The organism is Aedoeadaptatus ivorii, from assembly GCF_030815095.1.
Classification (GTDB): domain Bacteria; phylum Bacillota; class Clostridia; order Tissierellales; family Peptoniphilaceae; genus Aedoeadaptatus; species Aedoeadaptatus ivorii.
In genome coordinates, this window is record NZ_JAUSWF010000002.1 from 22889 (window position 1) to 37418 (window position 14530).

At 52.9% G+C, this 14530-nt stretch carries 15 protein-coding genes; 8 read left to right on the forward strand and 7 right to left on the reverse strand.

Features of this window, described 5'->3' with window-relative positions; translation table 11 throughout:
* Window positions 1–545: 545 nt before the first annotated feature.
* From QO008_RS01835 to pepI, 6 genes are all read left to right on the forward strand, one after another.
* Window positions 546–1646: a sulfurtransferase gene (locus tag QO008_RS01835; protein ID WP_307383822.1), complete on the forward strand. Its 1101-nt coding sequence runs from the start codon at window positions 546–548 to the stop codon at window positions 1644–1646.
* A complete protein-coding gene (locus tag QO008_RS01840) occupies window positions 1624–1980 on the forward strand; it encodes a hypothetical protein (protein WP_307383825.1) in 357 nt (118 codons plus the stop codon). Before QO008_RS01835 ends, QO008_RS01840 begins: the two co-directional genes overlap by 23 nt.
* 216 nt (window positions 1981–2196) lie before the next feature.
* Window positions 2197–3981 carry an aminopeptidase P family protein gene (locus tag QO008_RS01845; RefSeq protein ID WP_307383827.1) on the forward strand — a complete coding sequence of 595 codons (1785 nt, stop codon included), beginning with the start codon at window positions 2197–2199 and terminating at the stop codon, window positions 3979–3981.
* A 9-nt stretch (window positions 3982–3990) separates the two neighbouring features.
* Window positions 3991–5322, forward strand: coding sequence for a peptide MFS transporter (locus QO008_RS01850; protein WP_307383829.1), 1332 nt, complete (start codon window positions 3991–3993; stop codon window positions 5320–5322).
* Between the two features lie 27 nt (window positions 5323–5349).
* Window positions 5350–6438, forward strand: a complete 1089-nt coding sequence (locus QO008_RS01855; RefSeq protein ID WP_307383833.1) for a M24 family metallopeptidase — start codon at window positions 5350–5352, stop codon at window positions 6436–6438.
* Between the two features lies 1 nt (window position 6439).
* Window positions 6440–7327 carry a proline iminopeptidase gene (gene pepI / locus QO008_RS01860; RefSeq protein ID WP_126464753.1) on the forward strand — a complete coding sequence of 296 codons (888 nt, stop codon included), beginning with the start codon at window positions 6440–6442 and terminating at the stop codon, window positions 7325–7327.
* A 99-nt stretch (window positions 7328–7426) separates the two neighbouring features.
* On the opposite strand, the gene QO008_RS01865 is transcribed toward pepI, so the two are convergent.
* The 7 genes from QO008_RS01865 to QO008_RS01895 all read right to left on the reverse strand — a co-directional run bounded on the left by QO008_RS01865 (window position 7427) and on the right by QO008_RS01895 (window position 12431).
* Window positions 7427–7822: a secondary thiamine-phosphate synthase enzyme YjbQ gene (locus tag QO008_RS01865; protein ID WP_307383838.1), complete on the reverse strand. Its 396-nt coding sequence runs from the start codon at window positions 7820–7822 to the stop codon at window positions 7427–7429.
* A gap of 78 nt (window positions 7823–7900) precedes the next feature.
* Entirely contained in the window at window positions 7901–8539 is a 639-nt protein-coding gene (locus tag QO008_RS01870) for a phosphate ABC transporter ATP-binding protein (RefSeq protein WP_307383841.1), read from the reverse strand.
* Window positions 8526–9365: a PstA family ABC transporter permease gene (locus tag QO008_RS01875; RefSeq protein ID WP_307383844.1), complete on the reverse strand. Its 840-nt coding sequence runs from the start codon at window positions 9363–9365 to the stop codon at window positions 8526–8528. Before QO008_RS01875 ends, QO008_RS01870 begins: the two co-directional genes overlap by 14 nt.
* On the reverse strand, window positions 9355–10242 hold the full coding sequence (locus tag QO008_RS01880; protein ID WP_307383847.1) for a PstC family ABC transporter permease: 888 nt from the start codon (window positions 10240–10242) through the stop codon (window positions 9355–9357). Before QO008_RS01880 ends, QO008_RS01875 begins: the two co-directional genes overlap by 11 nt.
* A gap of 53 nt (window positions 10243–10295) precedes the next feature.
* Entirely contained in the window at window positions 10296–11279 is a 984-nt protein-coding gene (locus tag QO008_RS01885; protein WP_307383849.1) for a phosphate ABC transporter substrate-binding protein, read from the reverse strand.
* Window positions 11280–11461: 182 nt separating this feature from the next.
* On the reverse strand, window positions 11462–11845 hold the full coding sequence (locus QO008_RS01890; RefSeq protein WP_307383854.1) for a hypothetical protein: 384 nt from the start codon (window positions 11843–11845) through the stop codon (window positions 11462–11464).
* Window positions 11846–11894: 49 nt separating this feature from the next.
* Complete coding sequence (locus QO008_RS01895; protein WP_307383857.1) at window positions 11895–12431, reverse strand: hypothetical protein; 537 nt, start codon at window positions 12429–12431, stop codon at window positions 11895–11897.
* Between the two features lie 411 nt (window positions 12432–12842).
* Between QO008_RS01895 and QO008_RS01900 the strand changes: the two genes are divergently transcribed.
* Together QO008_RS01900 and panB are read left to right on the forward strand one after the other, a co-directional pair.
* Window positions 12843–13706 carry a Rossmann-like and DUF2520 domain-containing protein gene (locus QO008_RS01900; protein WP_307383860.1) on the forward strand — a complete coding sequence of 288 codons (864 nt, stop codon included), beginning with the start codon at window positions 12843–12845 and terminating at the stop codon, window positions 13704–13706.
* Window positions 13703–14530: a 3-methyl-2-oxobutanoate hydroxymethyltransferase gene (panB, locus tag QO008_RS01905; protein ID WP_126464761.1), complete on the forward strand. Its 828-nt coding sequence runs from the start codon at window positions 13703–13705 to the stop codon at window positions 14528–14530. The genes QO008_RS01900 and panB overlap by 4 nt, the downstream gene beginning before the upstream one ends.

Consider the following 14530-nt stretch of genomic DNA (forward strand, 5'->3'; position numbering starts at 1 on the left):
AAACCACTTGTCATCCTGAGCGGTGTCTATTGCGTGCGTTGAGTTCCGAAAGAGAGAGTACGTCGTGCGTTTCGGGAATGACTTCGTTGCATGGGCCATGTAGGGAACGAGATTCTTCGACTCGGAACTAAAGTTCCTCGCTCAGAATGACAATGGGGGGTGGGTCGCGAAAAACTACTTGTCATCCTGAGCGGAGCGCAGCGAAGTCGAAGGATCTCCCTAAGCTATTGCGGGTTGACGGATTGCACAGAGCCTATTGCGTGCGTTGAGTTCCGAAAGAGAGGGTACGTCGTGCGTTTCGGGGATGGCTTTGTTGTGTACCCTATGTAGGGAAAGAGATTCTTCGACTCGGAACTAAAGTTCCTCGCTTAGAATGACAATGGGGGCGGCGCGAATCGAAGGATTGCACGGCGCCAACTGCGTGTCTTATCACCCAATAGAGAAAACCTCACAAACAAAAACCGCATTTAATTTTCCTATATCGATACGTACCGATGGGTTCTGTGGTACTATCGATATATATTCATATACAAGGGGGTATATTTATGAAAAGAATTTCGCTCGTGTTGAGCATGTGCCTATTGTTGGTACTTACGGCCTGCGGTGGCGGACAAAACGCGCCGGCGGAAAACGGCAAGAACGGCGCCAATGCCACGAATGCCGCGGCAGAAAATACCGCGACGGAAGATAAGAAGGCAGAGGATGCCGAAGCAGCCGATGAGACGACGGCAGCGGCGGATCGCAAGGTGTTTATCGACGCCAAGGAACTGGCGGATCTGCAAAAGAACGAGAAGGATCTCGTCATCGTAGAAGCCGCCTGGGGCGAAGGCAAGGACGGTATGTACGGGAAGAAGCACATTCCCGGCGCAATCCATATGAATACCGATTCGATCGAAGAAGGTCCGGTATGGAATCTGCGTGCCGCCGACGAGCTGGAAAAGGCGTTTTTGGAACACGGCATTACGAAAGACACGCCCGTGGTGGTCTACGGGGAAGATACGGGTCGCGACCGCGTGGCCTTTACCTTGCTCTATGGCGGGGTGGAAGATGTGAAGGTGCTCGACGGCAATATCGCTACTTGGGAAGCCGCCGGTTTTGAAACCGAAACCGATGAAGTCAAGCCTGAAGCGGCCAAGGAATTCGGTACGAAGATACCGGCGCATCCGGAATATGTACTCTCCCTCGAAGAAGTGCAGGAAAAGCTGAAGGACGACAACTTTAAGCTGGTTTCCATCCGTTCCGAAAAGGAATGGATCGGCAAGACCTCCGGCTACACCTACATCCCCAAGGCGGGCGAACCCAAGGGCGCGGTATGGGGCAAGTCCGGCGAAGGCAATAGCGGCATGGACTACTACGTAAACGAAGACAATACCCACAAGCCCTGGGACGAGATCGTGGCCATGTGGAAGGAACAGGGATTCGGACCCGAAAATGACCTTTCCTTCTATTGCGGTACGGGTTGGAGAGCGTGCCTGCCCTGGCTGATGGCGTATGAAAACGGCGTCGATGCGACCTTGTTCGACGGCGGTTGGAACGAATGGCAAATGCACGACGAACTCGAAGTGCAAGTAGGCGATCCCAAGTCCGACGACGTGGTCTACACCACGGTGGGAGAACTTTCGAATGACAAAGCCGCAGCGGAATAAGCGCATTGTAACGGGGATCCTCGGCATTTTGATGCTGGGGATTCTCTATTTTAGCGAGACGAAGATGGGGATGGAGCGACATATGCTCTTTATGGAATACGCCTACGAAAAGGCATTTGTCGGCGGCTTTATCTTCCTGCTCTTTGTCACGGGCCTGTTGTATGTGAAGCGGGGGTTCGATAAAGTGACGCTGTCGTCTTCGGCGGTGTGCACGCTCTTCGGGATCTACTTTTTCTTCGATCCGGCGAAGTTTTTTGCCCCCTATCACTACACGGCGGCGATTTTTTGCCTGCTCTTGGGCGAAAACGAGTTGGTTTGGCCCCACCAGCGGTAAATACAACTGCATAAGGAAACTATATGAAAAGCCGGTCATTCGGCTTTTCATATTTTAATGCAGTAAATTGTAAAAGTGCATAGAATCAAGGCTTGCCCGCGGGAAAAATTGCGGAATGGGGTTTCTTTAATTTGCTGACTTAGTATTTACATTGATTTATCTTAACTATATAATATGCACTGTGAATATAGTTTAGCAGGAGAAAGGAGAAAATTGGTGCGACAAAGAGTAGATCGTTTGCTTTCTCTGATGAAAGAAAGAGATATAGACGTTTACATAGTACCTTCCGAAGATTTTCACCAAAGCGAATACGTAGGCGAGTACTTTAAGGCGCGGGCATGGCTTTCGGGCTTTACCGGCAGCGCCGGCACGGTGGTTGCCACCGCCGAGGAAGTATGCCTGTGGACCGACGGCAGATATTTTCTGCAGGCGGAAGAACAGTTGAAGGACACGGGCATTGTGCTGCAAAAGATGGGCCAGCCCGATGTACCGACGGTCCTTTCGTATGTCAAAGCGGCGCTTCCCGAAGGGGGCACGCTGGGCTTTGACGGCCGCGTGATTTCGGTCGCAGACGGCGCGGACTACGAAAAGATCGCAGAATCGAAGGCGGCCTCGATCGTCTACAATATGGACTTAATCGACGAGCTGTGGGAAGATCGCCCGGCTTTTTCCGAAAAGAAAGCCTTTTCTCTTCCCGTAGAGATCACCGGCGAATCGGCGGCGAGCAAGGTAGGCCGCGTACGCAAGGCGATAGACGAAAAGGACGCGGATACGCATATTCTCGCGTCTCTCGACGATATTTGCTGGCTGCTGAATATGCGCGGCGACGACGTATTGTACTCGCCCTTGGTCCTCAGCTATTGCGTGGTGGAGGCGGAGCGCGTCGTGCTCTTTGTGGATGCGGCGAAGCTCAACGACAAAATTTACGCGTCTTGGGAAGGGATAGACGTCGAAATCTTACCCTATAACGACGTGTACGCCTTTGTAGAGAATCTTTACGATCGCTCGATTCTCTTGGATCCGTCCAAGATGAACTACGCCCTCTACGAAAACATCCCCGCAGACAATGCGGTGATCGAATCGGCGAACCCGACGATTTTGATGAAGGCGATGAAAAACGACGTCGAGCTCGAGAATATGGCGATCGCCCACGTAAAAGACGGCGTGGCGTGGACCAAGTTTATGTACTGGATCAAACACCGCATCGGCAAAGAGACGATCACCGAAATCGACGCCTCCGACAAACTCGAGGCGTTTCGCAAGGAACAGGATGGCTATATGTGGCCGTCGTTTGCCCCCATCAGCGGCTATGCGGAACACGGCGCCATCGTACACTACGAAGCCGACAGCGAAAGCGACAAGACGCTCGAGCCGAAGGGACTGTATTTGTCCGACACGGGCGCGAACTTCCGCGAAGGCTCGACGGACATTACCCGTACTCTGGCACTGGGCGAGCTGACCGAAGAGGAGATCTTCCACTTTACGCTCGTCTTAAAGAGCCATATCGGCCTGGCGCGGGCGGTGTTCCCCTACGGCACGCACGGCTATGCCCTCGACGTGCTAGCGCGCAAGCCCTTCTGGGAAAACCACCTGAACTTCGACCACGGCACGGGCCACGGAATCGGGCAACTGCTGAATATTCACGAGGGTCCCACGGGATTCCGCTACAAGATCAATCCGGCAAAAGGCGAACACCATCAAATCGAGCCGGGCATGATTATCACCATTGAACCGGGCATTTATATTGCCGGAAAGCACGGCATTCGCACGGAAAACTGCATCGTAGTCAAAGAGACCGAGGCGAACGAGTACGGACAATTTATGTACTTCGAACCCATCACGCTGGTGCCCTTCGACATGGATGCGGTGGATGTCTCTATGCTGGATGCCGACGAAATCGCGTATCTTAACGCGTACAATCAACGGGTTTTCGACACGATCTCGCCCCACCTCGACGAGGACGAGCGGGAATGGTTGAAAGAATACACCAAAGAAATTTAGGAGGAAGAAATGAACACGAAAGTAAAAATGCCCTTCGGCTTTTATGTCGTGTCCCTGGGCTTCTCCATGGAGCGGTTTGCTTTTTATTCCGCGAAGTGGCTGATGACCGTAATGGTAGCCGCCGCCGTAGTGAACGGCGGTTTGGGATTGACCGATGCCGATGCGGCGAAGATGAGTGCAAACCTCGTCGCCATGACCTATATCGCACCGCTGTTCGGTGCCTATATCTCCGACCGATGGATCGGCGCACGGTACTTAATACCGGTGGGAATGTTTTTAATGGGCGTCGGCTATCTGATCGGATGGCAGGCGGATTCCGCATTGATGATCAATATAATGATTGCGGTGGTCTCCATCGGTACGGGGCTATTTAAGCCGCAGGCGAATGCCTTGACCGGTCGACTCTTCGACGATCCGAAGATCCTCGATACGGCATTTTCGACGCAATATTCTTTTGTTAATATTGGCTCGTTTATCGGGACCACGATCATCGGCGTCTTGGCGCTGAGCAAGGGCTACTCCTTTTGCTTCTTGGTCTGTGCCATTATGATGTTTGTCAATACCATCTGGTTTATCTTCGGATGGCGTTATTTGGGCGATGCGGGCAAGCGACCCTTTAAGGTCGACGAACGCGAGAGCGTGGCGGAGCAAAAAGAAGCGGCCGCTACGGTGAAAAAGCCCTTGACGGAAATGGAAAAGAAGAGAGTGGCTGCGATCATTTTGGTATCGGCGTTCTCGACGCTGTTCTGGCTGTTCTGGTACCTGGCCTATATGCCCGTGTACTTCCACTGGAGCGGGGACAACCCGGCGGCAAACTGGGTCATTTTCGGCTATGAAGTGCCCACCGCTTGGTTCGACTCCCTTAACGCCCTCTGCTGCATTACCTTCGGACCGATTCTCGGCGCCTTCTGGGCGCGCCGTGCCAGAAGTCCCCGGGGCGACTTCAATATGTTCCAAAAGACCTCTTTCGGTCTTTTGCTCTTGGGCCTCGCCTATATTATTTTTGCGGTGGCCGATATCGCCAGAGGCGACGGTCTCGCCAACTTGGGTTGGATTATCGCCTTCGGCATCGTCCTCGCTTTGGGCGAAATGGTATTCTCTCCCTTGGGGAACTCCTTTATCTCCAAGTTCGCGCCGCCACGCCTCCTCTCGGTCATGATGAGCGTTTGGACCCTGGCGATCTTTATCTCCGCCAAGACCTACGGCGATCTGTATGAGTTTACGTTACAGTTCCCCTTCGCACCGACCTACTTTATCATTGCCGCCATCGCCATTGTGGGGGGCATTATCCTCTATATGCTGAGCGGCCGACTGAACAAGCTGGTCAAGGAAGACGAATAATCGCATTTTCAGGAAAGGAGCATCAGTATGCATAAGGAACGAATCGAACGGGTCGTCGCGAGCATGAAAGAGGCGGGATATTCCCAAATCATCATCTCCGACCCGGTGGCCATCTTCTATCTGCTGGATCGTTGGATCCACCCCGGCGAAAGGATGCTCGCCCTCTATATCCACGAGGACGGCACCGCGAAGCTCGTCATCAACGAGCTCTTCCCCCAAGACGGGGACGTGGGCGTGGAACTCGTGTGGTATAACGACATCGAAGACGGGGTCGCTGTCCTTTCCGAACATATGAAAGACGGAGAAGTGATCGGCGTGGACAAGAACTGGCCTGCCCACTTCTTGCTCCGCTTGCAGGAGATCTTTCCGGATCGCAAGTACAAAAACGCCTCCCTTCTGGTGGATAAGATTCGCCAGATCAAAGACGAGGAAGAAAAGGAAATCATGCGCGAATCCTCCCGCATTTGCGATGCGGTGATGGAAGAGCTGATTCCCTGGGTGGTGAAGGGCCTAACCGAAAAGGAACTCGACGCCAAGACCCGCGAACTCTTTGCTGAACACGGCGTCACCGAAATGTCCTTTGACCCGATCACCGCCTATGGCAGGGGCGGTGCCGATCCCCACCACGTCACCGACGATTCCAAGGGAAAGCGCGGCGACAGCGTGGTGCTGGATATCGGCGGCTTTTACAAGAACTACGCCTCGGATATGACCCGCACGGTCTTTATCGGCGAAGTGTCCGATAAGGCGCGCGAAGTCTACGAGATCGTAAAAGAAGCGAATCTTCGGGGCATCGCCGCTGCTAAGCCCGGCAACCGCATGTGCGATGTGGACCTCGCCTGCCGCAACTATATCGAAGAGAAGGGGTACGGCAAGTACTTTACCCACCGCACCGGCCATTCCATCGGATTGGAAGACCACGAATACGGCGATGTGTCTTCGGTGAACGAAGAGATCATTCGCCCGGGCCAAGTCTTTTCGGTAGAGCCGGGGATCTATCTCCTGGACGAGGGGATCGGCGTACGGATCGAGGACTTGGTGATCGTCACCGAGGACGGCTGCGAGGTCTTAAACCATGTCACGAAAGACCTTATCGTCGTCGACGAGGAGGCGTAATATGGTTTCTGTGCGCGAAGGCCGCATGCCCTTTCGGGGTTTCGAAACCTATTACCGCATCGCGAATCCCGCGGGCAAAAAAGCGCCCTTGGTGCTGCTGCACGGGGGACCGGGCTCGACCCACAACTATTTCGAGGGATTCGACAAAATCGCCGAGACACTGGACCGGCCCATTGTGATGTACGACCAGATCGGTTGCGGCGAATCCGCCACGCCAGGGCATACGGAACTCTATACCGCCGAGGTGTGGATGGACGAGCTCGACGCCCTCAGGGAACACCTCTCGCTGGACAAAGTGCACCTCTTGGGGCAGTCCTGGGGCGGTATGCTCGCCATCAGCTATATGATCGAGAGAAAGCCCGCGGGCGTACTCTCGGTCGCCCTCGCCTCGACCCTGCACGCCGCGGAGGTTTGGAAGCAGGAACAGTACCGGCGCATCGAGCACTATATGGCGCCGGAGGATCTGTCGGTGTTTCATACCGCCGAAAAGACGGGAAACTACGACGATCCCGCCTATCTCGACGCACTGGACCGCTTTATGGACCTCTTCTGCGGGCCCACGGTGACGGACAATGCCCCCGAATACCTCAAACGCGAAAAGAAAAACAGCGGCGAGGTGTATATCACCGGCTGGGGCGCCAATGAGTTCAGCCCCACCGGCACGCTCTCGGGCTACGATTACCGGGGACGGCTCCACGAGATCGACGCCCCGGTGCTCATCACCAGCGGGCAGATGGACCTCTCCAGTCCCTATATCTCCAAGAGTATGCACGACGAGATCGAAGGCTCCCGTTGGGAACTGTTCCCCTACTCCCGCCATATGGCATTTGTGGAGGAAGAGGCGCGCTATTTCGAAGTGCTCGCCGACTGGCTGAAAGATTTTGCGTAAATAAAAAAGACCGCGATTGCGGTCTTTTTTTGTGTGCAAATTTTTTAGAAAAACCCGGTTCTCGAAGAAACGGCGCGTAAAACAGAAAGCGGTAGCGCCTTAGCCGGCCACGACCTTTACATAGAATGTGCGGGTGCGCGGGCCGTCGAATTCGCAAAAGTAGATGCCCTGCCAGGTGCCGAGCAAAAGCCGCCCTTCTGTAATCATTACGAGTTCCGAGGCGCCCACCAGGCTCGATTTAATATGGGCACAGGAATTGCCCTCTCCATGCAGGAAATCCGCTTGATGGGGCAGATATCTCGCCAGACCGGTCAAGATATCCCGCTGCACATCGGGATCGGTATTTTCGTTGATGGTGATCGCAGCGGTGGTATGGGGACAGAAGACGAGGCAATATCCCTCTCGGCAGCCGCTCTCATCGACGCAATCTGCGACTTTGCGCGTGATGTCTATCATCTCTTCGGATTCGGTGGGAAGGGAAAAACGTTTCAGCATATCGGGCTCCTTTCGCATATAGAAATGAAACGGGTTGGTACCAATTATAGATAGTATAGCATTACAGAGCGATCTCTTTTAATCCCCGATGGCGACGGTGCGATGAGCGATGCGCGCCGCCTGTTCGAGATTGTGGGTGACAAAGAGAATGCTGTGGCGAGCGGAGAGGTCTTGGATCAGTTCCTCGATAATGCGGGTATTGGCGGGATCCAAAGAGGCCGAGGGTTCGTCCAACAAGAGCACATCGGGCGCCGTGGCGAGGGCGCGGGCGATACAGAGGCGCTGTTTTTGCCCGCCGGAAAGGGAGGCGGCGGGGAGCCGGAGCTTGTCTTTGACCTCGTCGAATAGCCCCACGCGGCGCAGCAGTTCTTCAGTTTTTTCCGCGCGATCGGGCGCGCCGTAGTAGTCGAGGACATAGTGGATGTTTTTTTCGATGCTCAAGGGAAAGGGGCGGGCGTCTTGAAAGACGGTGCAGATGCGCTTTCGCAATTCGCCGTCGGAGAAGGTGGCGGTATCGACGCCGTTGAGGCGGATTTCGCCGCGAAAACTTCCGCCTTTGTCGAGGATAAAGCGATTGATGCAGTTTAAGAAGGTGGACTTGCCGCCCCCGGAGGGGCCGACGAGAGAGACGATTTCGTTGTTTGCGATGACGAGGTTGCGGTCTTCAAAGACGATGCGGTCGCCATACGCTGCGGTGAGATGTTTAATTTCCAGCACGATGTTTTCCCCACTTTCCGACGAGCAGATAGGACAGATAATTTACGAGGACGAGCAGAAGGATGAGCACAAAGGCGGTGCCATAGGCGTTTTCGGTAGAAATGCCTTGGGTAAGGAGCATATGCAGGTGAAAGGGAAGGGTCATAATCGGATCGGTCAGATGCTTCGGCGTCTTGGCGACGAGCACCGCGCCCGTCAAAATTACCGGTGCGGTGGCGCCCATCACATAGGCGCCGGCGACGAGTACCGCGGAGAGGATGTCCGGTAGCGCCATGGGGAGCAGAAGCCGAAAGACGGTGTATTCTTTCGCGATCCCCAACCCCTCGGAATCGGCGGCGATTCGCGGGTCGATCTCTTCGAAGATCTTTTCGGTGTGGATTTCGATATAGGGAAACGCCATGGTGGCGAGGGTGAGGCTTACGCTTAACAGCGAGCGCTGTATGCCGAAAAAGACGATAAATACGCCGTAGCCGAAGAGGCCGAAGAGGATCGAGGGCAGGCCCGCGATATTTTTGGTGATGAAGCGGATGGCGCCCTTTAGCCAGGATTTTTGAGAAAAGAACGCCATATAGATCGCCGTAAGTACGGCGAAAATCGCCGAGATCGATAGGGCGAGCAGCATCGAGAACAGGCTTCCCATAATGGCGGGAAAGACGCCCCCTTCGGTGCCTTGGGGGATGCCCGCAGGTCCCGCGGTCAGAAATTCCCAATCCACCACGGCGATACCCTTTGCGGCGATAAAGCCGACGACAAAGAGTACCGCGGCGCAGGTGAGAAAAAAGGCAAAGAAGATAAGCGCTTTTGTGATGGCGTCTTTACATTTCATGGGAAACACTTCGCTTTCGTATGTGCTCTACGAGGAGATTGACGGCGCCGATGGCGATAAGGAGCACCAGCCCCGATGCGAACAGGGCGCTGTAATGGGTGCTGCCCACCTCCGCCATGCCCATCTCGAGGGCGATCAGCCCGGGTATGGTTTCGGCTTTTCCGAGCAAAGTAGGAAAAATGGGCGCGTTTCCGATCACCATCATCACCGCCATGGTCTCGCCGATCACCCGCGAGAAGGCGAGGATCGTGCCGATGGCGATGGAGCGGCCCAAAGCGGGGAGGGCGACGGCGCGGATAAAATATTCCGTACTGATGCCCAGCGCCTCGGAATCGGCGCGATGGCGTTCGATCACCATGCGGGCGGAATCGGCGACGGCGTTAACGATAAAGGGAATGATCATCGCCGAGACCACCAACCCGCCGGCGAGGATGCTTTCGCCGCCGGAAAGATGGAGGCCGCGCTCGATGCACTTTACCACGACCATAAGGCCGATAAAGCCCATAATCACCGACGGAATGCCGGCGAGAATGCCGATCAGGCGGAGCGCCGGTGCCTGGAGCCTTTGTGGCAGATAGAAGCGGACACAGAGCGCCGTTCCCAAACTGACGGGAAGGGCGATGGCAATGGCGATGCCGAAGATATAGAGCGATGCGAGCATCAGATTGAACACGCTGTAACTCGGCGTATTGCCCGTAGGGCGCCACTTGCCCGGGGCGAGGAGGGCAAAGGCGCCTTCTTCTGTGAGAAAGGGTAGGCTTTCTTTGAGGATAAAGATAATGACAGAGAGCATCGCCGCCGCCGAGAGCAGGGCGACGACGGCGCTTATCGATTTAAGGGTCGCGTAGTTTTTCGGGGCGTTGGGTGTAGTGGACACGGCTTACCTCCTGAAAAAAGGGGCCCTCAGACAGTGCCGAGAGCCCGTTGGGGTTATGGAATCGGTACGAACCCCATTTCTTTGATCGTTTCCGTTCCCTTATCGGACTGCAGATAGTCGATAAAGGCCTGTTCGGATGCGGTCGGCTCGCCGGATCGAATGGCGATCAGCGGGCGAGAAATGATATAGCTTTCGTCCAAGATATTGGCTTCTGTGGGCGAGACGCCGTCGACGTCCATGGGGATCAGCTTGCCCTCATTTTGTCCCACCATACCATAGGAAGCGTAGCCGATGGCGTTGGGGTTTTCGATGATCTTGGTGACCAATGCGCCCATCGACGGAGCCTGAATGGCGGATTCGGTGACTTCGGTTTCGCCCATAATCTTCTTTTGGAACACCTCGTGGGCGCCGCCCGAAAGGTCGCGGGTTACCACGACGATGTCCGTATCGGGAAGAGAAGCGTCGATGTCGCTCCATTTTTTGTATTCGCCTGAGAAGATTTTTACAATTTCGTCCTTGGTGAGATTCTTGTTCTTCAGCTCGACGATGGGGTTTTCGGGGTTTACGGAAATCGTAAGCGCGTCGATCCCCAGCTTATATTCCTTGAGATCTTCTAGCTTGTCCCGCTCTTCGTCCTTCAATTCGCGGGCGATCATGCCGAAGTCGCTGGTGCCGTCCAATACGGACTTGACCCCCGCGCCCGATCCGCCGGCGGAAACATAGATCGAGATGTTGTCCTTCGGCATATCGGATTTTACCTTGTCCCAGGTTTCGTACTCTTCGATAAAGTCGGTGGAGATCGCCGAGATCACCGGCGCCAGGGTAGACGAGCCGTTAAAGGTGAACTGTGCCTTAAATTCATCGTCCGTCTTTGCGGCTTCCTTCTCGGGTTTGGCTTCTTCGGTTTGTTCCGCTTGGTTTGCGTTGGCTGCGGTATTCGCCTTCGCATCGTCTGCCTTGGGGCCACAGGCGGTTAAGAGCAGCACGGAAAGCAGCGTCAGAGAAGCGAGCTTCATCCATAAATTGTTCTTTTTCATAAATGTCCAATCCTCCTTATTGATTTGCCCCGATTATATCATAGAATTTAACATAGCTTAACATTCTTTACTCAGCCTAGATTCGATAAAAGATTACATCATTAAAAAAGCGGTTTATTTGGAATATAATAAACCGCTTAAAAATATTAAATCAATAGATAGATTGGATTCAATATTATTTATTATACAGACTTAGAACGGCATCGATTCCAATAATCAACTACAAAGAAACCTGCAATATATGGTATTGGTGGGAAATATTTGGGTGGATTCATTAACAATTGGAGTGCCATCTGCACATTAAGTTTAGCTAGAATATAAATGGTAATTATGATGAGAATAAAGATTCCACCCAATAAGCCTCTAAACCGTTCAGGAATGCTTTCGATGAAAAGATATGAGATTATCCCCATAACTAAAAGTATTAACCATCTATAAGCTTGCGCGTCGGCAAAAACAACCTTACCTTCGTAAGAAAGATTTATCCAGTTAGGCTCAATCAAGTTCGCAATCCATGATATTGCAAATAATATGAGTAGAAATAAGATGCTGTTCCATTTTTTCATAATCCATCTCTTTTCTCATGATCTTATAAAGGGAGCTTTGGCGAATTCCTTAACCATTACTATGATATGCGTTAACTGGTAACACTAAGTCCCACGAGCTCGATCCACGACGAATATGAATGGAGGATTTCCCTCCCATAAGCCCGGAAGCATTACCATTTATAGGGGTGGTAAAATTCGTATATTTAATCGTTTTTACCGGATTTACATACCAAGTTTTTATTTGGTTAGTTACAGGAGAACCATTATAATAATTCACACCATTACAGATGCCGGTTATTTGGGCATTTGAAAGGACGAAACTAGAATCCTCTTTACGCCAGTTCGCTTCTACGCTTTTTAGCAGGTAGCCACCATTCGAATATCCATAACTAATTTTGACCCACGCCTTCAAACCGCCAGTAGAATCCCATTTTATATCTTGTAGGGTGCCCGTATTGCCAAAATTCTGTGGGGTAACTTCATACATATATTCTTTGGTTAATAGAGAACCTTCAGAAATTAAGGGAATAGTTTTCCTATTGGCATTACGCAAGGTAACATCAATCGGAGATAGTTCTATTATTTTTCCTTCTTCTCCAATCAAATATGCCTTATCAACATTAGTTTCTTGTGCATGACTAAAAGAAACAGGGAACAAAATCGAAAAGACAAGAAGTATTAGCAAAGTAATTTTTTCATAATTAGCCTCCTTTCATATCGACAACGCATATTGTATTTATTATCTGCATTCTTATACCGAGCAAAATTAAATGTAGTCATTAAGAATACTCCTCACTGATATGTTTTATACATTATACATGATACTAAAAATGGTGTCAACTAATTTCCTAAATTAACTGGTAGAATACTAATTGTATAAGAATGAGGGTTGTAAAAAAAATCACAACCCCCTACAATAGAGGTGGTAGTATTCGAAGGAAACTATACACTTATTTCTATTACTTAAATATTTCGATGTAGAGCTTCAGTATTGCACTCCTACGAGGTGATAACCATGAAAAAACTCGGCATCATCGGCGCCGGCAAGGTCGGCGTCAGTCTGGGGATCGGACTGTTCTCGTCCGGCACCCTGCGCGTCTCGGGCTATTATAGCCGGAGCGAAAAAAGCGCCCGTTACGGGGCGCAGCGGACGAATACGAAGGTATATGCGTCCCTAGAGGAGTTGATCCGCGATGCGGATGTGATTCTCTTTGCCACGCCGGATGACGCGATGGAAGCGTTGTGGCGGCAGTGCCTACAATTTAATATTTCGGGGAAGATCTTCTGCCATACCGCCGGCAGTCTGTCTTCTTCCCTTTTCTTCGATCGTACTACCAAAGACGTATCCGCCTGTTCTCTGCACCCGGTGCTCGCCATTTCGAGCCGGGAGGAAGGCCATCGCGACTTGGGCAGTGCGTTTTTTACGTTAGAGGGCGATGCGGCGGCGGTGGAGGTATTTCGCCGCGCTCTCAACGACCGCGACATTTCGTATAAGGTGATGGAAACGCGGGACAAGGCGGGCTATCACTTGGCGACGGCCGCGATGAGCAATCTCGCGGTGGCGCTGGGAAAGATGGCGACCGATCTCTTGGCGCCCTATGGGTTTTCGGAAGAGGAGGCGATGACGGCGCTTGCGCCGCTGGCCACGTACAATATGGAAAACCTCGTGAAAAAGGGACCCGCGGCGGCACTCACCGGACCGGTGGAGCGCAACGACCTATCTACGGTGCGCCGCCATCTCGCGGTGCTCGACGACGCGGATTCTGCAGATCGCTTATACCGCGCGGCGAGTGAGATGCTCACCCGAATCGCCGAAACGAAGCATCCCGAAAGGGATTACGAACCAATGCGCAAATTGTTGAAAGGAGAAGACCGTTGAAAAAAGTTACCGTCAGTACATTTCAGGAAGCGAAGGAAAAGGGCGAAAAGCTGACTATGCTCACCGCCTACGACTACACCACGGCAAAGCTGGTGGACGAAGCGGGCGTCGACTCGATTCTCGTGGGCGACAGCCTGGGGATGACAATGCTGGGTTACGAAAACACGCTGCCCGTTACGGTGGACGATATGATTCACCACAGTGCCGCCGTGGCGCGAGGGGCGAAGCGGCTGTTTATCGTCTGCGATATGCCCTTTTTGTCGTACAGCACCGGAATCCGCGACAGTGTGATGAATGCGGGTCGCATGATTCAAGAGGGCATGGCCCATGCGGTAAAGCTCGAAGGGGGCGTCGAAGTGGCGGAGATTATCCGCGCGATTGTAGACGCCAAGATCCCAGTATGCGCCCATATCGGCCTTACGCCGCAGTCGATCAACGCCTTGGGCGGCTTTAAGGTACAGGGCAAGACCGACGATACGGTAAAGAAGTTGATCGCCGATGCCAAGGCGGTGGAAGAAGCCGGCGCCTTTGCCGTGGTATTAGAATGCGTACCGGCGCCTTTGGCGAAGAAGATCACCGAGATACTCTCGATTCCCACCATCGGGATCGGCGCGGGCGCGGACTGCGACGGTCAGGTGTTGGTGTATCAGGATATGCTCGGTATGTACGACGATTTTACGCCGAAGTTCGTCAAACATTTTGCGCAGGTGGGCGAGGCGATGAAGGAAGGATTTTCCGCCTATGACCGGGCGGTAAAGGCAGGCGAGTTTCCCACAAAGGAACACGAATTCGCCATGGACGAAGATCTATTGAAAGGGATTTAA